Here is a 24,474-nt window from a genome sequence, read left to right as displayed (position 1 = left end):
AGCGTACAGTGATGGGAGCCGGACGAACGGGCGCCGCCGTCCTCGCGGCCGGCGCCGCGCTCGTGGCCGTCCCCGGCACCGCCCACGCGGCGCCCGCGGCGGCGGTGACCGCGACGGCACCGGCGGACCTGAACCCCGACGATTTCGTCCTCCGCCGCGGCGCCGACCTGAGCGGGCCGGTCGGCACCCTCGACGCCAGGCTGCGCCGGAGCGGCGTCGACGCGCTGATCCGCTCGTCCGGCCAGCGCAGGCTCGGCCGCGGGTGCGGCGGGTCCGCCGGCGTCCCCGCCCACTCGCTCGTGTACTGCTTCGACCGGGCCGACTCCACCACCCGGAGCTGGGTCCCGCAGGGGGTCACGACCGTCTCGGACGCGGTCGGCGGCGAACGGTGGGCGGGCGGCGGCCGGCCGATCCTCGTGTCCTGGCACGACAGCGGCAAGGTCAGGCTCACGTTCGTCAACCCGGACCGGCGCACCTACCGGCACGTCCTGCTCGTCGAGCCGACGCGGAGCGGCTACACCGACATCGGCATCCACGCGGGCGGCATCGCCTGGTACGGCGACAAGCTCTACATCGCCGACACCCGCCACGGGATCCGCGAGTTCGACATGCGCCACATCTACGACCTGGCCAAGAGCAAGGCGGGCTCGACCGCCCACTCCGGCTGGGTCGGCCTCCACCACGGCAAGTACTACGGACACGGCTTCCGCTACGTGATGCCGCAGACGGGCAGCTGGCACTGGGCGAACGGCAGGGTCGGCGCGAAGTGCCGGGGGACCGGCCCGATCCGCATGTCGTGGATGTCCATCGACCGCACCACCTGGCCGCACTCGCTCGTCGCCGGTGAGTACTGCCGTCCGAAGTGGGCGCAGGGCCGCGTGGTGACCTGGCGGCTCGGCGCCCTGGCCGGCGGCGGCCACGCCCGCCCCAGCTGGGGCGCCGTCCTCCCGGCCGACCGGATCCAGGGCGCCGTCCGGACGCACGGCCGCTGGTGGTTCACCCAGAGCCACGGCCACAGGCGCGGCTCCCTCCTCACCACCTATCCCACCTCGCGCGGCTGGGCCAAGGTGAAGCGCCGGACGATCTCCTACGGCCCGGAGGACCTCTCCTGCTACCGCGGTCGGCACCGCATCTGGACGGTCGCCGAACACGCGGGCCAGCGCGCCCTGTGGTCGTTCCGCGCATCCGCCTGCTCCTGACGTCCGCCACCGCGAAGGGCCGGCACGGAACTGTCCGTCCCGGCCCTTCGCGTCAGACCTCGACCGCCGTCTCGCACCGCTCCCGTGCCGTCCGGGACGGGCGCCGCCCGATCTGCCCGAGGGCGACGGCGGCGAGCGCGGCGACGCCGAGGCCCGCCCCGATCCAGGCGGTGGACGCGTAGCCCTTCCCCGCGTCGATCGCCAGGCCGCCGAGCCACGGGCCCGCGGTGATGCCGATGTTGAACGCGACCACGTTCCCGGCCGCGACCAGCGTCGCCGCGCCGTCCACCATCCCGAACGCGCGGCTGTTCAGCGTCGGGTTCGTGCCGAACCCGACGAGCCCCAGCAGGAACACCAGGGCCACCACGGGGACGGGCGACTCCGCCGTCAGCGCGAGCAGTACCGACACGGCCGTGAGGCCCGCGAAGCCCGCGTACAGGGTCGGGACGGCCCACCGGTCGGCGGTCCGCCCGCCGGCGGTGATCCCGATGAGCGCGCCGACGCCGTAGAGGGCGAGCACCGCGGGCACCCACCGCTCCGCGATCCCGGTGGTCTCCGTCAGCAGCGCCCCGAGGTAGCCGAACGTCACCAGGAGCCCGCTCGTCGCCAGCGCCGTCGTCCCGTAGAGCCCCCATAGCCGGGGGACGGCCACCGCGCGCAGTTCGTCCCGGACGCGGGGCCGCTCCCCGCCCGACGCCCCCGCCGGGATCGTCGCGGCGACGCCGGCCATCGCGACGGCCGACATCGCCGCCACCGTCCAGAACGCGGCCCGCCAGCCGAGGTGCTGCCCGATCACCGTCCCGGCGGGCAGCCCGACGATCGCCGCGACCGTGAGCCCGCCCGCGACGATCCCCATCGCCTTCCCGCGCGCGGTCCGCGGGACGAGGTTCACCGCCGTCGCGGCGGCCACCGCCCAGAACCCCGCGTAGACGAACGCGCCCACGACCCGCATCGCGAACAGCGTCCAGTAGCCGGGCGTGAGGGCGCTGACCGCGTGGGTCAGCGCGAAGATCGCGAGGAAGGCCAGCAGCGCGCGCCGGTGCGGCCACCGGAGCGTCAGGACCGCGAGGACGGGCGCCCCGGCGAGCATCCCGATCGCGAACGCGGAGATGAGCAGGCCCGCGTCGGGCACGGACACCCCCAGGTCGGCGGCCATCTCCGGCAGCAGCCCCGCGAGCATGAGCTCGGACGTCCCCTGCGCGAAGATCGCCATCCCGAGCACCCAGACGGCCAGTGGCATCGGCCTGCCCCTTCCATATTGGATTGATCAGTTCAAAATTTCCGCATGACGAAGGGGCGGCACCGGGCGCGCCCGCGGTCAGACCGAGAGCATGGCGGTGTCGGCGATGCTCTGGAGCGTCGCGCGGTCGGCGCCGCCGCGTGCGGCGACCTGGATGCCACTGACCGTCGCGATCACGAAGTGCGCCAGCGCCTCGGCGTCCTTGCGCGCGTCGATCTCGCCGGCGCGCATCCCGTCCTCGATGGCGGCCTTCAGCGCGGCGAACCGCTGCCGCCGGTGCCGTTCGAGCCGCTCCGCGATGTCGGCGTCGTGCGGGCCGAACTCGATCGTCGAGTTCACCACCAGGCACCCGGCCGGATCGTCCTCGCCCGGCGCGACGGCCCACTCCAGGACGGTCCGCAGCCGCTCGCGCACGGACCTCCCGCCGTCCTCCATCAGCTGGACGAGCCGGGCGTTCCTGTCGTCCATGTAGTGCGTCAGCGCCTTGACGAACAGGTCGCGCTTGCTGGCGAACGTGTTGTAGATGCTGCTGCGCCCGAGCCCGGTCGCCTCGCACAGCTCCTGCGTGGAGGTCGCCTCATACCCGTCCGCCCAGAACGCCCGCATGGCGGCCTCGACCGCCCGCCCTTCCTCGAACTTCCTGGGCCTCCCCATACCCCCACGCTAACACGTTATGGACCACCTGATCCAATACGGTCAGAACGCCGTGGCGACCTGTATGAGGCGGCTGTCGTGGTTCCTGATGAGCACCCCTCGTCCCGGCACGCGTTCGCCGGGAGTGGGGCCGCCCATCCGGAGGGTGGCCCACGCATGCGGCCCCCATCGACCGAGCAGCGGATCGCCCGCGTTCCCGGGAGCCGGGTCCGTGCGGGCGACGACAAGGTGCAGGCGGCCGCCGCCGATGTGGGGTTCGAGGGGGAGGAACGCCATCGGATCGAGGAGGTGGTGATCGTCGATGATCAGGTACACGTCGTCACCGGGTGCCGTCTCCAGCCGCCCGGCCAGCCGGACGATCATGGGTCTGATCTGCGCGGGCATGGCGGCATGGGTCGCGGACGAAACGGTGGGCGGCCCCGGGTGGGCGAAGTCCGCGCCGATCAGTTCGCCGGACGGGTCGGCGACGTACAGTTCCTCGCCCCGGCCGCTGAGCGCGTCGGAGATGAGGCGCAGCAGACCGGTTCTGCCGGAGCCCCGTTCGCCGATCACCATGAGGTGCGGCAGCTCACCGAAGTCCAGGGCGACCGGAGCGCCGGTCCCGTCCTCGACGCCGATCGCGAGGCGTTCGGGCCAGGCCGTGGTGAGTCGGCTCCGCGGTAGGCGCCGGGGCAGTTCGGGGAGGGCGGCGCCCCACTCAGGCGGCGCGAGGACGTGGATGCGGTCGGCGATCGCGGGAGGCAGCAGCGCGAGGAGCACGCGCATCCGCGACGCCTCGCCGCACATGATGATCACCGGGTGGTTCTGGCGCCCTGACATCCTCCTGGAGATCTCTTCCAAGGCCGCGATGCCCATCGGCCCACCGGACGACGTGGTCATTTCATCCGCGTCCGGAATGAGCAGTACGCCGGCCTCCGCGGATTCGCCGGCCGGGGCCTGGCCGACCAGCGTTCTCCAGGACATCGAGGTGACGTCGCCGTGCGGCAGTTTGCCGAGGTCCGCGAGCAAGGTGCCGTACATCCGCGCGACCGCCTCCATCTCGGGTCCGTACCGGCCGAAGAAGGCCAGATGGTGGTTGCCGAGACCATCGCCTCTGGACGAGTTCGCCTCGTCCGCGAGCCGCTCCCAGACCGCGGTGCCGACCTCCGCGCGGGACGGCTCGGGAGCCGCCGACGCCGCGTGGGCGCGGTTGCGGAACAGGCTGATGGCGGCCCCCTCCTCCTGGGAGTAGAGCGACACGGACGGAAGATCCATGACGGAGAGCCGGTCTGCGACCGCCTCCCGGACCGCACCCATGTCGAGGTCGGCGGCCCCGCCGGCGATCCCCTCCCGAAGCACGTGGATCAGCGCGCCGGTGAAGGGTGTGAAGACCCCGTCCGGCGCCACGTGCTCGGCGGCGCTGTCGGACGTTGAGGACATCACGAACGTGCCGCTCTCGGGGGCAGGGCTCGGGAGCTGGACCTCCCTCGCGCCGGGACCGCTGGAGCAGCAGTCGAGGACCATCACCTTGTGACGCGGGCCGTCGGCGTTGCCGATCGCCCGCTGCAACCCGTTGAAGGAGAGCGCGCGGTTCTCGCCGCCCGGGCCCGAGTCGGGGAGTGGGAGGAAGAGTCCGCCGTCCGCGCCGCTGCGCAGTCCGTGCCCCGCGTAGTAGATCAGCAGGACGTCCTCGGCCTCACTCGCCGCGCGTTCGATGGTGTGCAGGATGAGGTTCTCGTCGTGCGATTGCGCCAAGACGACGCAGTTGCGGTCTGGAAGGCCCCACACCAGCGGATCTGATAGCAGGTCCTTCACCCCGGCCAGGTTGTTCCGGACGGCGGGCAGGTCCGGCAGCGAGCTGTAGTCGGACATGCCGATCAGCACGGCACGCGACCGCTCCGGGTCGGCCGGGCCGGGAGTCGCGTCGCGGACGGATGCCGCGCGCCGCCACTGCTCGTGCGTTTCCTGGACGAACTCCTCGACCGCGGCTGCCGGAGGCTGCAGTGCGACGGTGAACCGGTACGGGGAACCACCGTCCGCGCGGAGATATGCGGTGCGCTCGTTGGGGAACGAGAGGCGCGCCCGTCCGAGGATGCGCCGGAGTTCGGCGGGCGGGAGGGGGCCCGCGGCGATGCGCCAGTCGAGCAGCGGGAGGAAACGGTCCCAGATCGTCGTGTTCTCGGTGCTGGTCGACGTGAGCAGGAGCTGGACGCCGAGAGCCCTGCCCCGCTGCGCCATCGAGAGCAGCGTTTCTCCTATCTCGGGCCTGCTGGACGGGAACGTCAGCGACACGTCCGCCACGACGAGCAGGCGGGGGTGAGTCTCCGATCCCGGTGCGGAGGCGCGGGCGTTCAGTTCGCGCAGCAGGAAGTCGACGAAGTGTTGGAGCCCCTCTGGCCGTCCGAGCAGTTCTTCCTCGGAATAGCGGACGTGCGGCAGCGGCAGCGGTTCGCCGAGCGGATGCTCGCCGAGGCCCGCGAAAACAAAGTTCAGGGCCGCGGGGGAATGGCCGGAGGCCAGCGCGAGCGTGATATTGCGGACGATGCGCTGCCGGGCTTCCGGGGCGCCGACGACCAGGCCGTGCGGGAGACCGGAGGAGAGTTCGAGAGGGGAGAGGCTGAAAATGATCCGGTCGGAGTTGAAGCCGATCGTGGGATTGCGCGGCGCGGATGCGGGCTGCCCCCACACCCGCTGAAGCCCGCCGCTCCAGCCGGTGTTCAGGACCAGCACGTCGAGGTCGGGGGTGATGGGGTCGACGCGGACGTAGTCTCCGTTCCCCGCGGGGGGCGTGAGGCGGTATGCCTGCGGGCCTCGGCGACGCATCCGCTGGACGATGGGGGCGCCGCGCTCGGGCGAGACGCGCGCGGGCAGGAAGGCGGGGTGGGCCCGCTGCGCGAGGACGTGGAGGAAGGCGAGGTCGCCGCCGTGCCCGGTTGGCCCCATGTTCCAGCCGGCCAGGCTCATGAGGGGGCCGGGCGGAGGTAGGTCGTCGGGGCTGCAGATGATGAATCTGACGCCCAGAGCAGCCCCCGTCTCGTAGAGCCGGACGAGCGGATCCGACAGGTCGGGGTGCGCGTCCAGCCACGGGCGGGCATTATCCATGATCACGACAAGAGCGGGCAGCGGCTCGGTGGCCCGCCCGTCGGCGAGGGCGGCCGGGTACTCCTCCCACGTGTCCGTTCCTGCGGATCGCAGGATGGCCTTCCGGCGTCTCCACTCGGTTTCGAGGATCTGCGGAAGCGCACTGGTCGGCATGTCCGCCGATCCGTCATGGACGTCGGCGGCGACATGGGGGAGGTCGCGCAGATCGCCAAGGGACCGTCCCCTGGTGGAGAAGGCGACGAAGGCGAAATTGACGACGCTCGGTGAATGCCCCAGCGCCAGACTCCACACGATCGACCGGACCAGCCATCGGCGCGTGGCTCTGGGGGCGCGGATCACTCCGTGCGGGAGGTCGGGATGGGCGTTGAGGACGTCCAGGATCACCGGGACCCGGCCGTCCATGCCGATCACGGCCGGGTGAGGGGGCCGGTCCCAGTCGTCGCCGAGGAGTTCGTCCACCGGTCGGTCCAGCAACTCCAGGAGATCGAGGGCCCCGGCGGGATCCCGGGCGGGAGTCGGCGTGAGGAGGGTGCGGGTTCGCGGGGTGATCAGGGCGAAGTGGTCGGTGTCGGCGGTGAGGCGTACCGGGCCGCCGTCGCGGGGGAGGAGGGCGCGGAAGGTTTCGGCGGCGGTGCCGGCGCGGCGTTCGATCTCGGCGGAGACGGCTTCGAGGACGTGGCGGGTGTGCAGCGCCTCGGGACGCGGAAGCGTGTCGAGGAGGGCCTCGCGTGCGCCGGGCACGAACTCGTAGCGGACATCGCCGACCGGGCGCAGCAGGCCGCTCAGCAGGACTTCGGCGAGCTGCCCCGGTCCTGAGCCGCCGAGGATGCGGTGCTGGATGAGGCGCATGACCGGCAGGGACGGCACGGAGACGGCGACGTGCGCGGCGAGTTCGGCGGCGTCCGGCGAGGCCGTGGTCAGGAAGCGGCGGACGCGTTCGGCGATCGGCAGTTCGCGTTCGCGGTGCACCGGCGCCGGGCCGGAGGGGCGGGCCGCCAGGGTCGCGACGGCGGCGGGCTGCGGGCCCGCCCCGGTCACCAGGCGGGCCCACGCCGCGAACCAGCGCGGCGCCGCCTCCAGGACGGGGACGGGCACGCCGGTCGGTGCCGCGCCGTCGAACGGGGTGAAGCGCAGGTCGGTGTTCGGGGCGCCGGGGCGGGGGAGGACGGCGAGACCGGGTGCGGTCGGTGCGGCGGTGCGCCGCCAGAGCCGCTCGGCGAGGGGCTGCAGGATCGCGGTCGGCCCGGCCTGCGCCCAATGGCGGACGGCGCGCGGCGCATGTCCCTTCCACCAGTGCGGGCCCGAGCAGTCGCTCAGGACGAGGACGGCGTGCCGCCCCGAGGCGTCCACGAGGGTGCGCGGATCCTGTGGCGGCGCGCCGGGTGTCGAGGTGATGCGGCCTGCTCTGTCCAGGTAGCTGACGTGCACGTCCTGGAACGCGCCCTGCCGGATCAGCGTCTCCGCCAGTTCGCGGGCGAGGGGCCGCCACAGCCGCATGGTCGGCCCGGTGTCCACGACCAGGCTGAGCGTGAGCCACCGTTCGGGCGACGGGACGAGGACGGGCGTCCACAGGCGGGTGTCGGCGATGCGCGCGGCGGTCGCGTCCTCGTCCAGTTCGCGGCGGTGCCGGGACGGGACGCGGCGCTTGAGCGGGCGCAGCGCCCGCTGCACGCCCAGGGCGTCCGCCAGCATCGGGGCCGTCGGGACGAGCACCTCCGCCGCCTCGCCGACCGGTTCGGCGCCGGACGCGGGACGTGGATGGAGGCCGGTCAGCGGCTCGCGCGCCGGCGGCGGCGACGGCCCGCGCGGAGCCGGCGGCCGCGGAACCTCGGGCAAGGCCGGCGCGGCCGGCGGCGGAACCGGCGGGGCGGGCGCGGGTTCGGCCTCGGCCGGGGTGATGTGGCAGGCGAGCCACAGCATCTCGCTCAGCTCGCGGGCGTCCGGCGGCGGCCCGAGCGCCGACAGCGCCTCCCGCAGCCGGTCAATCGTCATCGACCGGGCCGGTCAGGTAGGGCATGATGCGGTCGGCCAGGGCGCGGCGGTCCTCGGTGTCGGCGTGGCGGCACAGGTAGACGGCGTTGAGGAGCTGGTCGGTCGCCAGGGTGCCCGACGACGACCGCTCGAAGAAGCGGTGGACGAGGTCGTCGCTCTGGTCGGCCAGTGCGCCCAGATGCTCCCGCACGATCGCCGCCAGCTCGGCCTTTCCCGAGGGCTGCCGCAGTTCCACGGTGACGCATCGGCGCAGGAACGCGGGCGGGAACTCGCGCTCGCCGTTGCTGGTCATGACGACCAGCGGGAAGGCGCTGCAGCGGACGGTCCCGGCCGTGACGGTCACCCGGGAGCCCGGCCCGTCGGCGGTCATGACCTCGGCGGCCGGGTCGGCGCGCCGGGTCAGTTCCGGCAGCTCGTACTCGCCCTTCTCGAAGATGGTGAGCAGGTCGTTGGGCAGGTCGATGTCGCTTTTGTCTATCTCGTCCACGAGCAGCACGCGGGGCCGCGCATAGGGGAGGAGCGCCGTTCCGAGCGGTCCGAGGCGGATGTAGCGGCCGATGTCCTCGTCGGCGGGCGCGTTGTCCCGTCCCGCCGCGTACAACCGGGTCAGCGGGTCGTACTGATAGAGGCCGTCGCGCAGTGTGGTCCGGCTGGTGATGGGCCAGTGGAGGACGGGCCCGAGACCCAGTTCGTGGGCCACCGCGTAGGCCAGCGTCGATTTCCCCGTACCGGGCGGTCCCGTCACCAGCAGCGGGCGACGCAGATACAGCGCCGCGTTGACCTGCTGCACCGCATCGTCCGACGGCCGGTACGTGGTCGCCTGATGCTCGTTCCCGGACGAGCCGCCCGGGGACGGCAGCACGGGCTCGCCGTCGAACGCGCGCCAGGGCGGCGGTGGAGGCAGCCGGTCGATGCCGTCGTGCGGGCGACGGCTCCCGGTGTAGAGCAGCCAGTCGGGCACCTATACCTCCATGGCGAGCGGGGGATCGGGAAGCCGGGACGGGTCGTCCCACAGCAGCGTCAGGTCGCGTCCGCAGTGCGGCTCGTCCTTGGGGGCGATGAGCGCGGCCTTGCGCAGGGCGAGCGCCACCCGGGGCAGGTCGATCGGGTGCTCGTCGCAGATCGCGGCGGTCAACTCGTCCAGGACGCGATGCCCGCGGCAGTCCTCGTGGGACGGCGCGTCGCAGGGCGTGCGCGTCCACAGCATGACCGGAATGCCGTTGTTCAGCGCGGCCGTCAGCCAGCCCTTGACCGGACGCGACCCGTAGACGAGCACGCAGAAGTCGACGTTCGCCTCCAGCCACTCCTCGAACTCGCGGGCCTTGCGCGGCGCGTCGCAGGCGATGGGGCGCGGGTCGCTGCGGCCGCGCTCGGTCAGCAGCCGCCAGCGGTGGTGGGCCAGGCCGCGCCGGATCGAGTCGGGCCGCAGCCGGTCCACGTCCCGCACGACCACCGGGCACCGGCGCATCGGGATCCTCTTGCGCGGGTCGAGGTACCACTGCTCGAACGGCTTGCCGAGCCAGCCCTCCGGCACCGCGAACTCGATCATCCAGTCGCGGTCGAACAGCGCGGGCGCCAGCGCCGCCACGCCCGCCTCGACCGCCGCCCGCACGCCGCGCTCCGGCACCCGCTCGGTGGGCAGGGAGGCGCCCGCGGCGCCGTCGACCCAGGTGTGCACGGTCACGTCGAAGGCGTTGCCGAACGTGACCCGCTCCAGCCGGACGATCACCGACGCGGGCTCCGGCCGCGCGGCCGGAGCCGCGGCCGGAGCGGGGGCCGTGCCGCGCAGATGCCGGGCCGACCAGGTGGTGAGCCGCCCGCGCGCCGGATCCGGCAGGTGCGGGCCGAGCGCCGCGACATAGCGGACGAGCCGCTCCTCAGCCCATCCTTCCGCGACATACCGCACCGACCCCCACGCGGACCGGAACCCGCCGAACGCCCGCCGCCCGGTGATCCGTTCGAGGTCGGCGGCGAGCGGATCGGTGAAGCGCACGCCGCGCAGGAGTTCGCGCAGCTCGCGGCGCGCGTCCGGGGTGAGCCAGCGCAGCGGCAGCAGGTCGTCCAGTTCCTCCCAGTAGGTACGGATGTGCGGGAGGGGGAGCATCCAGCCGAGGTCGGCGCGGTCGCCGTACCGGAGCTCGGCGTTCGTCACCATGCCGATGACCTCGCCCGTGTCCGCGTCGTACACGGCCGACCCGCTGTAGCCCTCCTCCAGCCAGTCGCCCGGCCCGGTCTTCAGCTCCCACCATTCGCGCCGCATGCCGCGGTGCGGGGACGTCGTCACGGTCGCGTGCCGCTCGTTCTGGTCGCTCCGCCGGGGGAAGCCGCAGACGGCGAACGTCCGTGCGGTGACGGTGTGCTCGTGGAGGCCGCCCGGGTCGGCGAGCCGCGCCGGCTCGTACGGGACGGGCCGGCTCAGTTCGAGGACGGCGACGTCGCCGGGGTCGCCTTCGCGCTCCCAGTCACCGCACCGGACCACCGTGGCGGGCAGGTCCTCCAGCAGGCCCGGGAATCCGACGCGCGCCTCGTCCAGCCCCCGGACGGTGTGAGCGCAGGTCAGCAGCCGGTTCTCGGTGATGAGGAACGCCGCGCCCAGCCTGCCGCCGGACGGGTGGCCGACCCAGGCGCGCCACTGCCAGTCGTCCACGATCCCCGCTACGCCTCCTCCGCGGCTCCGGTCCCGGCTCCCGCGCTCGGCCGCCCCCATGTCATCTTGACCTTGAGTTGTCCCTCGACGGAAGTCTTCGCGATGACGGCCCCGGCCGCCGCGTTGAGCTTGACGCCGAACTCCAGCTCGACCGCGTCGGGGTTCAGGTCGCCGCCGCGCAGCGCCGCGAGCGCCGACTGGGCCGCCTCCCGGACGTTGTCGAAGGCGTCCTCGAACTTGCCGGCGGCCTCGCGGAAGATCTCCCCGGTGCGGGACACCGACTGGAATCCCGGTTCCCGATCGTCGCTCTCCACGACGATGGTGCCGTGCTCGGTCTGCCAGCGGACCAGTTCGTTCACGCGGGCAAACCTATCAAGATCATGCGATGGGGAATGGTTTGCTCGGGGGAGAGCGGCCACAGGAGGACATGGTGATCACGGTTGAGCAGGTGCGGGCGCTCGCGAGGACGCTGCCGCGCACGTCGGAGCATCTCATCAGGGACCAGGTGAAGTTCCGGGTCGGGTCCATCGTCTATGTCGCCTTCTCGCGGGACGAGACCGTGATGGGCTTCGCGTTCCCGAAGGAGGAGCGCGAGGCGCTGGTGGCCTCCGAGCCGGAGAAGTTCCACCTTCCCCGTGAATCCGATCTGCGCTTCAACTGGGTGCACGCGTGGACGTCCGCGCTCGACGAGCCCGAAATGCGGGAACTGGTCATCGAGGCGTGGCGGATGGTCGTTCCGAAGAAGGTCGCCGCCGCCCGTCTCGGCGACCTTAGTAGTGACGCGACCGCGGCCCGGACCTTCGCCTCGTCCGCCCTGCCCCCGGCCGGGACGCGCGGCAGCGCCTTCTCCAGTTTCTCGGACGGAATCTCCGGCGTCTTCGGCCACGGCCCGAAATCCAGGGGCCTCCCCGGCGGGCAATCCACCAGGCGGGTCTCGTAGTCGTGCCATTCGGTCGTCGTCGAGAACCGCATCTGGAAGCAGCGCCGCACGGTCGCGGTCGCGCCGGGGAACGGCCCGGGTGCCGGGCCCGTCCCGGGCGGTGTAGATCATGTACTCATCCGGCGGTGAGCGTCACGGCGATCGCGGGGTGGTCGGAGCAGGAGGCGTCCTCGTTCGTCGCGTCGTGCCCCGCGAGGCCGGGCGTGACCAGGATGTGGTCGATCGGCGCCGACCCCGTCACCGGCGTCGCGAACGGACGGGACGACGCCAGCGCGTCGGTCAGCCCCGCGCCGATCAGCGTGTGCCACGGCCGGCTGCCCGGCTCCAGGTTGAGGTCACCGGCGAGGACGACCTGGCGGCCGTCCTTCCCGGCGTCGCGGACGAGGCCGGCGAGCTGCTCGGCCTGCCCGAGGTCCGACCAGTCCGACGGCGGCTGCGTGTGGGTGGCGATCACCGTGATGTCGCGTCCCCGCCAGCGCAGCCCGACCGAGAGCGCCTGCGCGCCGGTCGGCCCGCCCTTCACCAGCGGCGTGTTCCGGACGGACGTGACCGGCAGATCGGTGAGCAGCGCGTCGCCCCACACCTCGTCCCCGGCAGGGGCCCAGACCGCGCGCATCCCCAGCCGTTCGGAGAGCAGCCGCAGCGAGTCGCGGCCCCCGTTCAGCAGCCACGCCCGGTCGACCTCGCCGAGGACGACCACGTGCGGGCGCATGGCGCGCAGGACATCCGCCTGCCGGGTGACGGTCATCGTCCCGTCCAGGCCGTAGCCCATCCGCACGTTGTAGGCGGCGATGCGCAGGCCGCCGTCGTCGACCGGCCGCCAACTCGGCCCGGTGTCGCGCCACAGCGGGGCGGCCGCGACCGCCAGCACGGCGGCGGCCGCCGCGCCCGCCGCCCAGACCTCCAGGCCGTTCTCACGCCGCGGCGCCGGGGCGCGGACGGCCAGCAGGGCGACCCCGAACGCCGTCGCGACCGGCACCCAGCGGTTCGGCGTGCCGAGGTCGTAGGCGGAGTAGTAGGCGAACATCAGCACGACGAAGAGCAGCCAGCCGCCCGCCATCGCCGTCCCGCGCCTGCCGGGCCGGTCGGGGCCGGGGACGGACGCGGCCCACCCGAGGCAACCCGCGAGCGCGAACTGCCCGAGCACCTGGGCGCCGACCGTCCAGCCGGGGGAGACGCCGTGGACGCCGTCCACCGTGGCCCGCCCGGCGGCGAAGCCGACCGCCGACAGGACGAGCCCGGCCGCCGGAACGAGGGGATGCCGCGTCCAGAACCGGGGACGGGCCGCGACCGCCACCGACAGGACGGCCGCGCCCACGACGACCGCCGCCGCGACGCCCCCGGACCATCCCGCGCTGGCCTGGGCGTGCGCCGCGTTGCCGGTGTAGATGCCCCACAGAAGGAACGCGGGCCCCGCGGCCAGCCAGATCCGGGGCGCGCCCGGTGCTTCCGCGGCGCCGGGCGCTTCTGGCTCGGCGGGTGCTTCCGGGCCGCCGCCGGACGGCCGCCGGGTCAGTGCGAAGGCGAACAGGGCCAGGTAGACGGCGAGCGGCAGCCAGGGCACGACGCCCGCCCGCCACACCAGGTCGATGCCCTCGATCGCCGCGTGCAGCGCCGTCGCCGCCGCGAGCCCGCCCGCGAAGCCCGTCATGACCGGCGCCGCGTCCCGGACGGTCATCGCGGTCGCGGTCAGCCACACCAGCCCGCCGAGCAGGCCCGCGCTGGCCGCGTAGAGCTGGGCGTCACCGCCGTCCGTGCCCTGCAGCACCAGCCGGGCGGCGACCAGCAGGCCCCCGCCCCCGGTGACGAGCCACGAACCCGGAACGAAACGGGCCAGCGGGACGGTCAGGAACGCGGCCGCGAACCACACCAGCGCGTACGCGCCCATGACCTCGGCCGGTGTCTCGCCCGCCTTGCCGACCAGCGTGATCAGCGACGGCAGGAAGACGTGCAGCACGTCCGCCAGCACGACGACGCCCAGCAGGACGTCCCACCGGATACGCGACATCATCTGCGCCCTCCCGCCCAAGAATGTGAGGAAGTCTCACGTATGGCGGGTGCGGACGCAAGAGGCGGGGATCAGGCGTCGGCCGGTTCCACCGCCCGCTCCGCCTCCCCGGCCGGCTCCGGCTCCGGTCCGGGACCGGCCTCCGGGGCACGGCGGCCCCAGGCCATCGCCGCGGCGAAACACGCGAACGGCAGCGCGGGCAGCATGTAGCGGTAGTCGAAATCGACCGTGATGGGCGGGATGGCCAGCAGAGCGACCGCGGACGTCCAGAAGAGCGCGGTCCGCGCGCGCGCCCGCCGCCACACGATCCCGGCCGCGCCGATGAGCAGGACGACCCCGAGCACCGTCCCGGGCACGCTCACGCGCTCCTGGTAGCCGCGCATCACACCGGCGTACGGGTCGACGATGTGCGTGCGCCCGGTGCCGTGCGAGTACTCGTACACGACCGTCCGGCGGTCACCGCCGCCGAGCACCGGCAGGTCGGGCTTGCGCGCGGTCGGCTTCGTCGGGAAGTGGTACCTGGCCTCCGTCCCGACCGTCGGGTACTGCGACCGGTGCCAGGAGAACGTCCGGACGAAGAAGTCGTACGAGACGACCCGCGCGTAGTCGAGCGGCTGGTTCCGGATCGCCCACAGCGCGAACCGCTGCGCCCGCGCGTTGGTCTCCGCGTCGAACGCCCGCCCGTTGGACCACCCGGTCGGCGAATTGGCCTCCCAGATCTGGTGGGACGACGCGGGCCGGTTCCCCTTCGCCCCGTACGGGCACAGGCTCGCCAGGTCGGGGGGCGGCGTGTGCGCGTCGCAGTCGGCGAACGCGGCCGTCCGCCCCCACAGGAAGATGCCGTCCACCCCGGTCATCCCGAACCGGCCGTGCTCCTGCTGGAACCACGTCGCGTACGCGCCCACCGGCAGCAGGAACGTCACCGCGAGCGCCGCATAGGCGGGCCACCTCGTCCGCCGCACCAGCAGGTACAGGACGACGATCAAGAACAGCGGCACGCCGACCGTCCGGGTGACGGCCGCGATCCCGAGCAGCGCGCCCACCACCGCCGCGCGCCGCCACCCGGCCGCCCCCGGCTTGGCCAGCACCAGCAGCGCCCCGAAGATGAGCACGGTGAACAAGGTGTCCGACAGGAGCAGATGCTCCAGTTCGATCTGGTACGAGTCCAGCAGGATCGGCGTGACGGCCAGCGCCGCCCACGTCCGCCGCACCTCGAAGTCGCGGACGAGCATCCGGTAGCCGACCACCGCCAGCCCGACGATCGCCGCATGCTGCACCAGCGTCACCAGCGCCAAGCTGTGGAACGGTTTCAACGCCCACAGGAACAGCCCGTAACCGGACGGCCGCAGCGGATGCGGGAACGGATCGTCGGCGATCCGCAGGAAGTCGTAACTGTCGTTGAACCACAGCACGCCCCGGAAACCGAGCATGGTGACGACCCGCAGCACGACACCCGCGAGCAGCACCACGGCGAACAACCAGTTGCCCCTGGCGGCGGCCAGCAACGCACCGGCCTTAGGACGACGATCGGCCAGAGGGGAGAGCAGCACCGGGGAACCTAACTGTGGACGTGCGGGCGGACGGAATCCCGCGCCGAGTGAATGTCGGCCGTATCACGCCGGGGCGGGCCACCAGGCTGCGTCACCGCTACCGCCCACGCATCGTCCGAGATCCTACCAGCGCACTTGTCACCCTCCTCCGACGTCCGGGGCCCGCCCCGGGTTCGCACGGGTGGCACTAGGCTGCCGGGCCATGCGCATGCTGCACCTCGGGCTCCGGGTCAGCGACCTGGAGCGCTCGCTCGCCTTCTACACCGCACTCGGATTCACCCGGCTCGGCAGTGTCCCCGAGACCCAGTTCGGCAGCCTGACCATGCTCAAGCTGCCCGATGACCCGTTCGTCAGCCTCGAACTCGTCCACGACCCCGCGAGACCGGTCACGGACACCGGCGCCGTCAACCACCTCGTCGTCCAGGTCGACGACCTGGACGCCACGATCGCCGACCTCGCCGCCGAGGGCGTCCCGGCCGAGCCGCCGGCGGCCCCGGCCCCGGGGATGCGCACGTCCTGGCTGACCGACCCGGACGGCTACAAGATCGAACTCGTCCAGTGGCCTCCCGGCCACCCACCCGGCATGACGGCCGCCGACATGGCCTGAGCACCCGGCCCGGCTCCCACGCGGAAAATGGGATGCACCGCCCGTCGCCTCCTGTCCAGACTTGCGGCCATGGCAGCCAAGATCACCCGCATGAACCCCGAGACCCTGCACGAGACGCCCGGTTACCACCACATCACCGTCGTCGAGACCGGTCGGACGGCTTACCTCGCAGGACAGTGCCCGCTCGACCCGAGCGGCACCCTCGTCGGCACCGGATCCATCGAGGCGCAGGTCGACCAGATCGTCGCGAACGCGCTCGCCGCCCTGGCGGCGGTGAACGCCGAGCCGCAGCACGTGGTGCGCTCGGTGATCTACGTGCGGAGCGACGTGAGAGAGGACCTCAGCACCGCCTGGAGCCGCCTCACCGCCTCCGCCCTCGGCCCGGCGTTCACGTCCGCCAGCACCCTTCTGGGCGTCGCGCAGCTCGGTTTCCCGGACCAACTGGTCGAGGTGGACCTCACCGTCGCGCTCCCCGACTAACACGTCGGCAAGAAAGGCGATCCGGCCTCGAAAAGGCGCGGCAGCCCTATGCTGGACGGCGCAATGCCAATGGCGGTGCTGAGGAGACGTTCGTGGCATCAGATCTGCCAGAAGAATCAGGTCAGGACACCCTCTCCCGGATCAACACGAGCATCCCCCATCCCGCCAGGGTCTATGACGCCTGGCTGGGCGGTGAGAACAACTTCGCGGTCGACCGGGCCGCGGCCGAGGCCGGCCTGAAGGCGTTCCCGTCCACGGTCGAATCCGTGCGGGCCAACCGCGCGTTCCTGGCGCGGGCGGTGGAGTACCTGGTCGCCGAGGCCGGGATCCGCCAGTTCCTGGACATCGGAACCGGCCTGCCGGCGGCCGACAACACCCACCAGGTGGCCCAAGCACTCGCACCCGAATGCCGCATCGCCTACGTCGACAACGACCCGATCGTGCTCGCCCATGCCGAGGCGCTGCTGCAGAGCACCGCACCGGGCGCGACCGACTACATCGACGCCGACCTGCGCGACCCCGCCAAGATCCTCCAAGAGGCCGCCCGCACGCTCGACTTCACGCAGCCCGTTGCGGTCATGCTCATCGCCGTCCTGCACTTCATCCCCGACGAGTCGGACCCGTCTCAGATCGTGCGAACCCTGATGGACGCCGTGCCGCCGGGCAGCCACCTGGTGGTGTCCCACACGGCGAAGGACATCCTCCCCGAGGAAATGGCCGCCTTCGCGCAGGCCATGAACAAGAACTCAGCGGAAAAGGTGACCCTGCGCGACCGCGAGCAGTTCACCGCCCTCTTCCACGGCCTCGACCTGGTCGCCCCCGGCGTCGTAGAGGTCCCCACCTGGCGCCCCCGCTCCGCCGCCGAGGCGTCCACCCCCGCCGTCCTCTGGGCCGGACTGGCCCACAAACCCACCTGACTCACCCCCGGCGGAAATTGCCGCCGTTCAAACGTAGCGGCCCATTCCGCCCCATCTTGGTGATCTCCCCGAGTTCATCGAGCAAGGACGGATTCGTCTCGAGCATCAGTTTGACGCTGTCCGCGACCTGCTCGGGCGTGACCGCCTCCAATGCGCTCTTCAACTCGGCGTCGTCGATCCGGGCATTGAGCACCACCGCCATCTGCTCTTCACTGAAGAGCCGGGCCTTCTCGCTGAGCAGTTTGGCCATCAGCGCCGCGACGAAGCGCTCCCTCGCCTCCGCGCTGCTCATGCCGGCCCGGTACTCCTCGAGCGCGGTGATCACCTCCCGCGAGGACTCCGAAGAGGTCTCCGGAGGGGCGTCGACCAGCATCGAAGGCACACACTCGATCAGGTCGTCCACCTCGCCGTCGGCGGCCTCACCGTCGGCCCCGCGGGCCCTGGTGAGCTTCTTCCGTGTCGACCTGATGAACGGAAGCGCCTGATTCCTCCACCATCTCTTGAGGTGCGGCGCAGCCTTCTCCACCGCCTTGAGGGTGCCCAGAATGACCAGGGCGGCGAGCAGCGTCTGGGCTTCCGCGAGTTCCTCTTCTTTGCGTTTTGCGCACGACGCACACTCATGATCATGATCGCAGAAAAGTGGACTGGTCGACCAGTCGTCGCCATCCTCGTCGTCGGGGAAGAACGCACCGTGGCCGACGAGCTTCCCCTGCTCATCGTAGAGATTCTGATGGAGGCCGCCGTCTTTCGATTGCCCGGGAGTCAGCCCGTCAGAATATTCGAAACTGCCTTTGATGCTGACCATGTTCCACTCCCAGCCTGCGGCATACACGGGGATGCGCCCCCGAACGCGCCGACCGGTCCCGAGGGCATGGGCAAGTCACAGTCAGGCAGGTGCGACCAGTCCCCGGAAACCGGCCTCCAACTGTACTCTTGCCGCGCCTCAGTGCCACCGCACAACCACACCACCGAAGAGCGCCGGCCGCCGCCCCGCGTCGGCTCCTCCGCCCCGGCCCTGATCCGCGCCGCCACCCCCGCCCGAACGGGACGGTCCGGTCGGTCGAATCGGCACCACCACATTCCCCGTGTACAGAGTCGCCCTAACCGTTGCCGCCCACTAACACTCAGGCCGAACCGCTGAGACGCGGCAGAGCCCCGCCCATCTGGGCGAGGCTCTGCGGCCGCGGGGAAGGCTAGTGCTGCTTGAGGTCGGTCAAGAGTGCGCGGAATGCGGTGGGGTCGAGGAGGATTTTGGGCCCGTCCGGGTCCTTGGAGTCCCGCACGCCGACGCCCTCGGTCAGGGCAGCGACCTCCACGCACTCACCGCCTTGGTCGTTGCTTCGCCGAGCCTTGCGCCAAGTCACGTTGTCCACCGGTTCATCGCCTTTCGAATGAAGTCGCGGGAGTCGCTGACGCTCAGACATCGCGCCTGCATCTCTGCGAACGCGCTGACGCAGTGCAAGATATCGCTGGCTTCTTGGGATGTGAGGCCTCCGGTCGACACCTCCTGGTAGAGCAACTCCTCTCCGGTCGGCTGGGTGGCGATGCTGAAAGTTCCCGAGACACCTCGGTAGTACGCCGTTGGGGCAATCTGGAGAGTGACGTGCTCCAGCTGGGAGACCTGCAGGAGGTGCTCGCATTGGCGGTACATCACTTCAGGAGTGCCGACTTGCTTGGCCAGGACGACTTCCGCCAGAACCACCACGATCCTCGGGGGCGCCTCACGCGTCAAGATCTGCTGTCGCTTGAGCCGCCCTTCGAGCGCTTGTTGAGTGGGCAGTAGAACCCGAGCATAATCCTCTGTCTGGAACAGCCCGACGACGAACGTCTCCCCGTACATCCGCACCAGGTCTGCGGTCGACTCGGCCTCCGAGTAATCGGCGAAGAACTTGGGGTGCGCGGAGGGCTTGACGATGCGGTCCCATGCGTCGGTGAGGGCGGTGCCGGTGCCCAGGGCGTCGTCCAGTCGGATGGCGAAGTCTCTCCTGCAGCGGGTTGTCCCGTTCTCCACCTGGGCGATGTAGCTGCGGCTCACAGCGGCGCGTTTGGCCAGTTCGAGCCTCGATAGACCGGCCTCGTGGCGTAGTCGGGACACTTCCTGGCCGAAGGAGATCGTCTGACGCGTCGGCCTGCGTGCAGCCACGTGCACACCTCCTTGAAACCCGCTCGCACCATCTGACTGTGCTCTGCGTGTGCTGGCGCTGTTCCATAGTGACACTACGCCTCGGAGTGGATTCTGTGCGGTGAGTCACGGAACTCGGAGGTGATCGTTCATGCAGGAGCCCGCGGAGATCGTTGTCCCGGTTCGGGGCGAGTCGGTCAAGGTGGCTAGGGACTGGGTCGGGGACGTCCTGGAGAGGTGGGGGCAGGACGCTACGTGGCGAAGGTCGTGGTGTCGGAGTTGGTGACGAACGTCCTGCGGCACACCGGTAGCACCACGACGCGGGTGCGGCTCGTTCAGGCGGACAAGGGGACGGTCGTGGAGGTCTTCGACTCCTCCGACGTCCTGCCGGTCGCGGGCTCGGCGGAACTGCTGAGCGAGGACGGTCGCGGGCTCGCGATGCTGGGCGCGCTCGTCAAGGAGTGGGGCGCCCAGCCGCTCGGAGGCGGCGGCAAGGCCGTCTGGGCACTCCTGCCCGAGGGCCCCGCGTGAAGGAAGCTGAACTGCTGGCCGCTCTGCGGGGCCGCTTTCCAGGGTGGGCCGTCTGGGTGCACCGCGGCATGTGGCGGGCGGCTGGGCGACGTCTCATCACGGCTTCGTCACCAGACCTGCTGGAAGCGGCGATAAACGGTGAAACCCCGTTCCCGGACGAACTCACAGTGCGCCGCGTGCGAGTGCGCGCGCTGTGAGGCCAGCCGTCGGCCGTGATCGGCAGGGGCTGGGCAGCGCGTCAGTCGTTCAGTACCTCGATCACGGGCAAGGTTCCGTCGATCCGCGCTCCCGCTGACTCCGGAGGGATCGCCTCGTTGCTCCGTAGCGTTCTGGTCACCTTCATCGGCACATGGGGTGTCACCAGATATTTGCCCGGGGGCAGGAGGTCGTGCTCTGGAAGAACGATCCTGGACGTGGTCGTCCATCGGCTGATATTGGCGCATTCCGCCTGGATGAACGGCTGCTGTTCACCGACCGTGTCACTGCGGACGGGGAGAATGATGGCATCCGTTGTCGTCTGAGGGATGTCGCTCCGCTTGGCCGGTGGGATGCGGTAAAAGCCCATGTAGTCCGAGCTTTGGACATCGAGTTGGTCCTGGCCGAGTCCGATCGCCCAATCGTACCCATGGGTCTTCGGCGGCTTTGGGTCGGGCCCTGAGCATTGACGTTCACCGCTCGGGGTGTAGTAGAGACCTCCGGGAGTGCGTCCTCGGAACTCCTCGACGAGGCGCACCTCGGTGCCGGTTTTGGCCCTGGCCGGGGTGAGCGAGTACGTGAAGTCGATGTACGGGGTCTCGGAGGCGGGCAGGTAAGCCTGCCCGAGGAGCACACCCGGCTTGGTGAAGTACGCGTGGACTCCGGCGCGGCTCGTCCCGCCCACACTCGGGCCGGGCCAGAGCAGCCATGCCGCGATCACACCGCCCACGCCCGCGACCCCGATCGCCGCGGCGCCCTTCGCCCCGCCGATCTTGCCCAGGAAGCCCTTGGACGCGGAGGCGCCGGTCTTCGCCAGCACGTCCACCGAGGTGGCGCTCTGCGCGAGGCCGGTGGCGACGTGGCCCACCGCCGTGGACGCTGCGGCGCCGGTCGCCGACGCCCCGGGGGCCAGGAGGGCTCCGCCGAGCATGGCCAGTGGGGCGGCCGTCACGACGGTCGCGGCGACCGCGCCGAGTGCGAGGAAGCCCCGCCGTTCCCAGTCGGGCCCGTATGCCCGTGCGGCGACCGATTCCAGCTCGCTGACGAACTCGTACGCGTTCGAGACCCGATCACTCGGTCTTTTCGCCAAGCCCCGTCGGACGAGAGGACGCAACGGCTCGGGGACGCTCTCGAACGATGTGAGGCCCTCCTCGTGCGCGGTCTTCAGTTCGGCGAGAGTCGTTCCAGTGAAGGGCTTCTCGCCCGTGACGCATTCGACGAATACGCATGTCGCCGCGTAAAGGTCGGTCGCCGGAGTGGCGGGTCCGCCCGTCCACTGCTCGGGGGACATGTACGCAGGTGTTCCGGCCCGGCCGCCCTGCCCGGTGAGGACGGCGATGCCGAAGTCGATGAGTTTGCTCTGCCCGTTGTCCTGGACGAGGACGTTCCCGGGCTTGTAGTCCCGGTGGACGACGCCCACGGAGTGTGCCGCCGCCAAGCCGAGCAGTGAGCCTTTGAGGATCGACAAGGCCGCCTCGGGCGCCAGCGCCCCTTCGAGTTCGTCCAGTACCTTCCGCAGGGCACGGCCGGGCACCGCCTCCAGGATGATCGCCGCGCCCCACGGCGACTCCAGGTAATCGAGTAATCGCGCCACATGCGGGTTGTTCACCCGCTTGAGCATCTGCGCCTCTTCGCGGAAGACGCTCCTCGCGGCCGTATCACCGAGAAGGCCGGCGGCGAGGTACTTGATCGCTACCGGTCCGCCGCCCGACTCGTGCCGAGCGAGCACGACCTCGCCCTGGGCTCCCGTTCCCAGTTCCGCGAGTTCCATGAATCCCGGGAGCCGGTGCTCGCCCGAGATCACTGGCCCGTGTTGGTCTGGATCTCGCCGACGGTGAGGGGAGTGTTCCCCGATGTTATGGAATGGTCCGGTAGTTGAGCCCCGGCGGAGTCGCAATTATCGCCCCCGCACGACCAGGAAACTTCCCATGTGATGGTGGCACTGATCTGGTACACGCCACCGGCCTCCGAGGCGGACGACTTCTTGAAGGTGTAGTCGCAGGTCGGCACGTCCTCACTGCCGGCGTCATCGCAGGGAAAGTCCCTCGTCTCGCCCAGGTTCAATTTCACGGACTTGGGCTTGGCGGTCAGCCTCACCCTTTGATCGAGCGGACCGATCGGGATGGTGTTCACGTCCTTGAAACCCTGGACCCGCAGGGACGTTCGAAGCCCGACGTAAGTCTTGTCCTTCGGGGTCGTACTGACAACGATCCTGGGGAACACTGCTGAGGCCCTGGCCATGGCGAGCAGGTCGGCCGTAGTGATCGGCGCTGGGGCGGGAGCGGTCGTGCCCGGGACTTGGATGACGCCTTGTGCCTCGTCCGGAGTGAGCCCCTCCGGTGGAGGAGGCAGCGTGGGACCGCTGTTCCCGCCGCCGGTGCCGCCGCCACCGCCACCGCCTCCGGTGCCCGGCTTATGGGTGACCACATTGCAGTTCGCGTGGTCCCTCGGCTGGCCGGAAACGACCCCGCAGCCCTCCGCCATGGCGGGGGCGGCGACCAGTAGCGGCGTGATCAGTGCCGTCGCCATGACCGCAGCGGTGACGGTCCGGCGCCTGCCGGGGATGTGGGGAGACATCACATGTCCTTCCCTGCGGACCGTCAGCATTGCCGGTCCCGGACGTTGGCGGCGACCTTCCAGGTGCCTGAGTCGTACTGGACGGTGGCTCGGTACACGAAAGCCCCGCCGGACAGCTTCTCCAGCTGCTTGCCGGTCTTGGCGGAGAAGCGGTAGGCGACGAGGGTGCGGACGCAGTCGATGACGTAGACCTTCGTGCTGTCCTTGGAGCGGGCGTAGACGCGAGGGTTGAACGTGTTCGCGAAACGCCAGACCACACCCTTGGCCTTGGTGGCCTCCACGTCGCCGGTGACCACGGTGAGGAGGGGGTCCATGGCGACGTCGGTCAGGCCGGACGGGTCGTTGGTCTCGTAGGCCTTCTTGTAGGCGTCCTGGTAGGCGCGGTACCGATCGAGGACGGTCTTGTAAAGCTCCGCCGTCGGGATCGCCGAGGGGGCGATGGCGGCCGGGGCGGGGGCGGCGCCGGTGTCGAAGGAGCCGTTCGGGGCGAACTCGCCGTTCGAGGACGAGCCGGACGAGCCGCAGCCCGCGACCGCGCACAGGGCGGCCGCCGCGACGAGCACGGAGGCGGCGCGGGGCGACCCGAGCGGGGAGGAACGTACCAACCGGGCGCGCATCGTCTTCCTTGAGCGGCAGCCGACAACGGGGGCAGAACTCGCGCGAAAGCTTACAGAGCCTCGTGGGGCGAGAAAAGAGATTCGTTGCGAACGAGTTGACCTCGACCTTGCTTGAGGTAGCAGTCTGGAGGAGCTGCCGCTGATCGGAGGGGTTCACATGCGCGCGGTGTGGCTGAAGGAGTTCGGTGGGCCGGAGGTGCTCGTCCCGGGGGAGGCGCCGGATCCGGTTCCGGGTGAGGGGCAGGTGCTGATCGGGGTCGAGTTCGTCAACATCACGTTCGTCGAGACGCAGATGCGGGCGGGGACGGGACCGGCGCCGGTGAGGCTGGAGCCGCCGGTCATCCCCGGCAACGGGGTCGGCGGTGTGGTGGCGGCGGTCGGGACCGGTGTGGACGAACGCCTGGTCGGGCGGCGGGTCGTCAGCAGCACCGGCGGTACGGGCGCCTACGCGGAGAAGGCGGCCGTTGACGCGAAGGGGCTGTTCGACGTCCCTGACGGCCTGGCGCTCGACGACGCGGTCGCGCTCCTCGCCGACGGCAGGACGGCGACGATGATGCTGAGCGCGGCCGACCCGCGTCCGGGGGAGCGGGTGCTGGTGGAGGCGGCGGCCGGCGGGGTCGGGACGCTCCTCGTGCAGTTGGCGAAGGCCCGCGGGACGACGGTCGTCGCGGCGGCCGGGGGCGCGCGCAAGACCGAGGTCCCGATGCGCCTCGGCGCGGACGAGGCGGTCGACTACCGCGAGCCCGGCTGGGCCGAGAAGGCCGGCAGGGTGGACGTCGTCTTCGACGGGGTCGGCGGGGATGTGGCGCGCGCGGCGTTCACCCTCGTCCGGCCCAAGGGGCGCATGGTCAGCTTCGGGCTGGCGTCCGGCGAGTGGGCGAGCGTCCCGGAGGAGCAGGCGGCCGAACGCGGGGTGACGCTCGTCCAGCCCACGGCCACGCCGGAACAACTCCGCGCGTTCACCATCAGTGCGCTGGACGAGGCGGCCAACGGACGCCTCAAGCCCGTCATCGGGCAGCGCTTCCCGCTCGAAGGCGCCGCCGACGCGCACCGAGCCATCGAGTCGCGCTCCACCGTCGGTAAGACGCTGCTTGAGGTCCGCCGCGCCTGACGGGCG

The 24,474-nt window shown here is 71.3% G+C and carries 21 protein-coding genes; 7 read left to right on the top strand and 14 right to left on the bottom strand.

From position 1 onward, the window contains the following. The first annotated feature begins 11 nt into the window (after window positions 1–11). A complete protein-coding gene (locus ABFX46_RS05605) occupies window positions 12–1,199 on the top strand; it encodes a hypothetical protein (RefSeq protein WP_346040259.1) in 1,188 nt (395 codons plus the stop codon). 52 nt (window positions 1,200–1,251) lie between these two features. Here ABFX46_RS05605 and ABFX46_RS05600 read toward each other — a convergent pair whose 3' ends face one another. The 6 genes from ABFX46_RS05600 to ABFX46_RS05575 form a co-directional block, all read right to left on the bottom strand. After that, window positions 1,252–2,439 (bottom strand): Cmx/CmrA family chloramphenicol efflux MFS transporter, encoded by a 1,188-nt coding sequence (locus ABFX46_RS05600; RefSeq protein WP_346040258.1) that lies wholly within the window; start codon window positions 2,437–2,439, stop codon window positions 1,252–1,254. A gap of 78 nt (window positions 2,440–2,517) precedes the next feature. Further along, window positions 2,518–3,093, bottom strand: a complete 576-nt coding sequence (locus ABFX46_RS05595) for a TetR/AcrR family transcriptional regulator (RefSeq protein ID WP_346040257.1) — start codon at window positions 3,091–3,093, stop codon at window positions 2,518–2,520. 42 nt (window positions 3,094–3,135) lie between these two features. Beyond that, window positions 3,136–8,166 carry a caspase, EACC1-associated type gene (locus ABFX46_RS05590; protein ID WP_346040256.1) on the bottom strand — a complete coding sequence of 1,677 codons (5,031 nt, stop codon included), beginning with the start codon at window positions 8,164–8,166 and terminating at the stop codon, window positions 3,136–3,138. Then, window positions 8,156–9,127, bottom strand: a complete 972-nt coding sequence (locus tag ABFX46_RS05585) for an AAA family ATPase (RefSeq protein ID WP_346040255.1) — start codon at window positions 9,125–9,127, stop codon at window positions 8,156–8,158. The genes ABFX46_RS05590 and ABFX46_RS05585 overlap by 11 nt, the downstream gene beginning before the upstream one ends. Then, entirely contained in the window at window positions 9,128–10,813 is a 1,686-nt protein-coding gene (locus ABFX46_RS05580; protein ID WP_346040254.1) for a VMAP-C domain-containing protein, read from the bottom strand. It abuts the gene before it with no gap. 8 nt (window positions 10,814–10,821) lie between these two features. After that, window positions 10,822–11,172, bottom strand: a complete 351-nt coding sequence (locus ABFX46_RS05575; protein ID WP_346040253.1) for a CU044_2847 family protein — start codon at window positions 11,170–11,172, stop codon at window positions 10,822–10,824. A gap of 68 nt (window positions 11,173–11,240) precedes the next feature. Here ABFX46_RS05575 and ABFX46_RS05570 point away from each other — a divergent pair, with 68 nt between their 5' ends. Beyond that, on the top strand, window positions 11,241–11,753 hold the full coding sequence (locus tag ABFX46_RS05570; protein ID WP_346040252.1) for an MmcQ/YjbR family DNA-binding protein: 513 nt from the start codon (window positions 11,241–11,243) through the stop codon (window positions 11,751–11,753). Between the two features lie 115 nt (window positions 11,754–11,868). Here the strand turns inward: ABFX46_RS05570 and ABFX46_RS05565 are convergent, their stop codons facing one another. Together ABFX46_RS05565 and ABFX46_RS05560 are read right to left on the bottom strand one after the other, a co-directional pair. Further along, window positions 11,869–13,764: an endonuclease/exonuclease/phosphatase family protein gene (locus tag ABFX46_RS05565; protein WP_346040251.1), complete on the bottom strand. Its 1,896-nt coding sequence runs from the start codon at window positions 13,762–13,764 to the stop codon at window positions 11,869–11,871. Between the two features lie 68 nt (window positions 13,765–13,832). Then, a complete protein-coding gene (locus tag ABFX46_RS05560) occupies window positions 13,833–15,311 on the bottom strand; it encodes a hypothetical protein (protein ID WP_346040250.1) in 1,479 nt (492 codons plus the stop codon). Between the two features lie 202 nt (window positions 15,312–15,513). On the opposite strand from ABFX46_RS05560, the gene ABFX46_RS05555 reads away from it, so the two are divergent. The 3 genes from ABFX46_RS05555 (at window position 15,514) to ABFX46_RS05545 (ending at window position 17,315) form a co-directional block, all read left to right on the top strand. Continuing rightward, window positions 15,514–15,918, top strand: a complete 405-nt coding sequence (locus tag ABFX46_RS05555; RefSeq protein WP_346040249.1) for a VOC family protein — start codon at window positions 15,514–15,516, stop codon at window positions 15,916–15,918. A 69-nt stretch (window positions 15,919–15,987) separates the two neighbouring features. Continuing rightward, the gene (locus ABFX46_RS05550) at window positions 15,988–16,398 is read left to right on the top strand and encodes a RidA family protein (protein ID WP_346040248.1); all 411 of its coding nucleotides are present in this window, start codon (window positions 15,988–15,990) and stop codon (window positions 16,396–16,398) included. Window positions 16,399–16,490: 92 nt separating this feature from the next. Continuing rightward, complete coding sequence (locus tag ABFX46_RS05545) at window positions 16,491–17,315, top strand: SAM-dependent methyltransferase (protein WP_346040247.1); 825 nt, start codon at window positions 16,491–16,493, stop codon at window positions 17,313–17,315. A gap of 1 nt (window position 17,316) precedes the next feature. Here ABFX46_RS05545 and ABFX46_RS05540 read toward each other — a convergent pair whose 3' ends face one another. From ABFX46_RS05540 to ABFX46_RS05530, 3 genes are all read right to left on the bottom strand, one after another. Beyond that, window positions 17,317–18,120 (bottom strand): hypothetical protein, encoded by an 804-nt coding sequence (locus ABFX46_RS05540; RefSeq protein WP_346040246.1) that lies wholly within the window; start codon window positions 18,118–18,120, stop codon window positions 17,317–17,319. 388 nt (window positions 18,121–18,508) lie between these two features. Further along, entirely contained in the window at window positions 18,509–18,739 is a 231-nt protein-coding gene (locus ABFX46_RS05535; RefSeq protein ID WP_346040245.1) for a DUF397 domain-containing protein, read from the bottom strand. Then, a complete protein-coding gene (locus tag ABFX46_RS05530) occupies window positions 18,676–19,458 on the bottom strand; it encodes a helix-turn-helix domain-containing protein (RefSeq protein ID WP_346040244.1) in 783 nt (260 codons plus the stop codon). Before ABFX46_RS05530 ends, ABFX46_RS05535 begins: the two co-directional genes overlap by 64 nt. A 234-nt stretch (window positions 19,459–19,692) precedes the next feature. On the opposite strand from ABFX46_RS05530, the gene ABFX46_RS05525 reads away from it, so the two are divergent. Then, window positions 19,693–19,968: an ATP-binding protein gene (locus ABFX46_RS05525; RefSeq protein WP_346040243.1), complete on the top strand. Its 276-nt coding sequence runs from the start codon at window positions 19,693–19,695 to the stop codon at window positions 19,966–19,968. A 238-nt stretch (window positions 19,969–20,206) separates the two neighbouring features. On the opposite strand, the gene ABFX46_RS05520 is transcribed toward ABFX46_RS05525, so the two are convergent. The 3 genes from ABFX46_RS05520 to ABFX46_RS05510 are packed head-to-tail and all read right to left on the bottom strand — an operon-like array spanning window position 20,207 to window position 23,357. Then, window positions 20,207–21,934 (bottom strand): serine/threonine-protein kinase, encoded by a 1,728-nt coding sequence (locus ABFX46_RS05520; protein WP_346040242.1) that lies wholly within the window; start codon window positions 21,932–21,934, stop codon window positions 20,207–20,209. Between the two features lie 29 nt (window positions 21,935–21,963). Continuing rightward, on the bottom strand, window positions 21,964–22,740 hold the full coding sequence (locus tag ABFX46_RS05515; RefSeq protein ID WP_346040241.1) for a hypothetical protein: 777 nt from the start codon (window positions 22,738–22,740) through the stop codon (window positions 21,964–21,966). 23 nt (window positions 22,741–22,763) lie between these two features. Then, entirely contained in the window at window positions 22,764–23,357 is a 594-nt protein-coding gene (locus ABFX46_RS05510) for a hypothetical protein (RefSeq protein ID WP_346040240.1), read from the bottom strand. A gap of 157 nt (window positions 23,358–23,514) precedes the next feature. Between ABFX46_RS05510 and ABFX46_RS05505 the strand changes: the two genes are divergently transcribed. After that, window positions 23,515–24,468 carry a zinc-binding dehydrogenase gene (locus ABFX46_RS05505; protein ID WP_346040239.1) on the top strand — a complete coding sequence of 318 codons (954 nt, stop codon included), beginning with the start codon at window positions 23,515–23,517 and terminating at the stop codon, window positions 24,466–24,468. Window positions 24,469–24,474 lie beyond the last annotated feature (6 nt).

It is taken from the genome of Actinomadura chokoriensis (assembly GCF_039529475.1).
GTDB lineage: Bacteria > Actinomycetota > Actinomycetes > Streptosporangiales > Streptosporangiaceae > Spirillospora > Spirillospora bangladeshensis.
The sequence above is the reverse complement of the archived record's forward strand: the minus strand, read 5'-3'. Positions and strand labels throughout refer to the sequence as shown.

Coding starts and splice junctions, on each gene's coding strand:
- ABFX46_RS05595 (WP_346040257.1), bottom strand. CDS start 3,093: ATGGGGAGGCCCAGGAAGTTCGAGGAAGGGCGGGCGGTCGAGGCCGCC.
- ABFX46_RS05570 (WP_346040252.1), top strand. CDS start 11,241: ATGGTGATCACGGTTGAGCAGGTGCGGGCGCTCGCGAGGACGCTGCCG.
- ABFX46_RS05605 (WP_346040259.1), top strand. CDS start 12: ATGGGAGCCGGACGAACGGGCGCCGCCGTCCTCGCGGCCGGCGCCGCG.
- ABFX46_RS05565 (WP_346040251.1), bottom strand. CDS start 13,764: ATGATGTCGCGTATCCGGTGGGACGTCCTGCTGGGCGTCGTCGTGCTG.
- ABFX46_RS05600 (WP_346040258.1), bottom strand. CDS start 2,439: ATGCCACTGGCCGTCTGGGTGCTCGGGATGGCGATCTTCGCGCAGGGG.
- ABFX46_RS05535 (WP_346040245.1), bottom strand. CDS start 18,739: ATGTCTGAGCGTCAGCGACTCCCGCGACTTCATTCGAAAGGCGATGAA.
- ABFX46_RS05540 (WP_346040246.1), bottom strand. CDS start 18,120: ATGGTCAGCATCAAAGGCAGTTTCGAATATTCTGACGGGCTGACTCCC.
- ABFX46_RS05590 (WP_346040256.1), bottom strand. CDS start 8,166: ATGACGATTGACCGGCTGCGGGAGGCGCTGTCGGCGCTCGGGCCGCCG.
- ABFX46_RS05520 (WP_346040242.1), bottom strand. CDS start 21,934: ATGGAACTCGCGGAACTGGGAACGGGAGCCCAGGGCGAGGTCGTGCTC.
- ABFX46_RS05555 (WP_346040249.1), top strand. CDS start 15,514: ATGCGCATGCTGCACCTCGGGCTCCGGGTCAGCGACCTGGAGCGCTCG.
- ABFX46_RS05550 (WP_346040248.1), top strand. CDS start 15,988: ATGGCAGCCAAGATCACCCGCATGAACCCCGAGACCCTGCACGAGACG.
- ABFX46_RS05510 (WP_346040240.1), bottom strand. CDS start 23,357: ATGCGCGCCCGGTTGGTACGTTCCTCCCCGCTCGGGTCGCCCCGCGCC.
- ABFX46_RS05515 (WP_346040241.1), bottom strand. CDS start 22,740: ATGTCTCCCCACATCCCCGGCAGGCGCCGGACCGTCACCGCTGCGGTC.
- ABFX46_RS05505 (WP_346040239.1), top strand. CDS start 23,515: ATGCGCGCGGTGTGGCTGAAGGAGTTCGGTGGGCCGGAGGTGCTCGTC.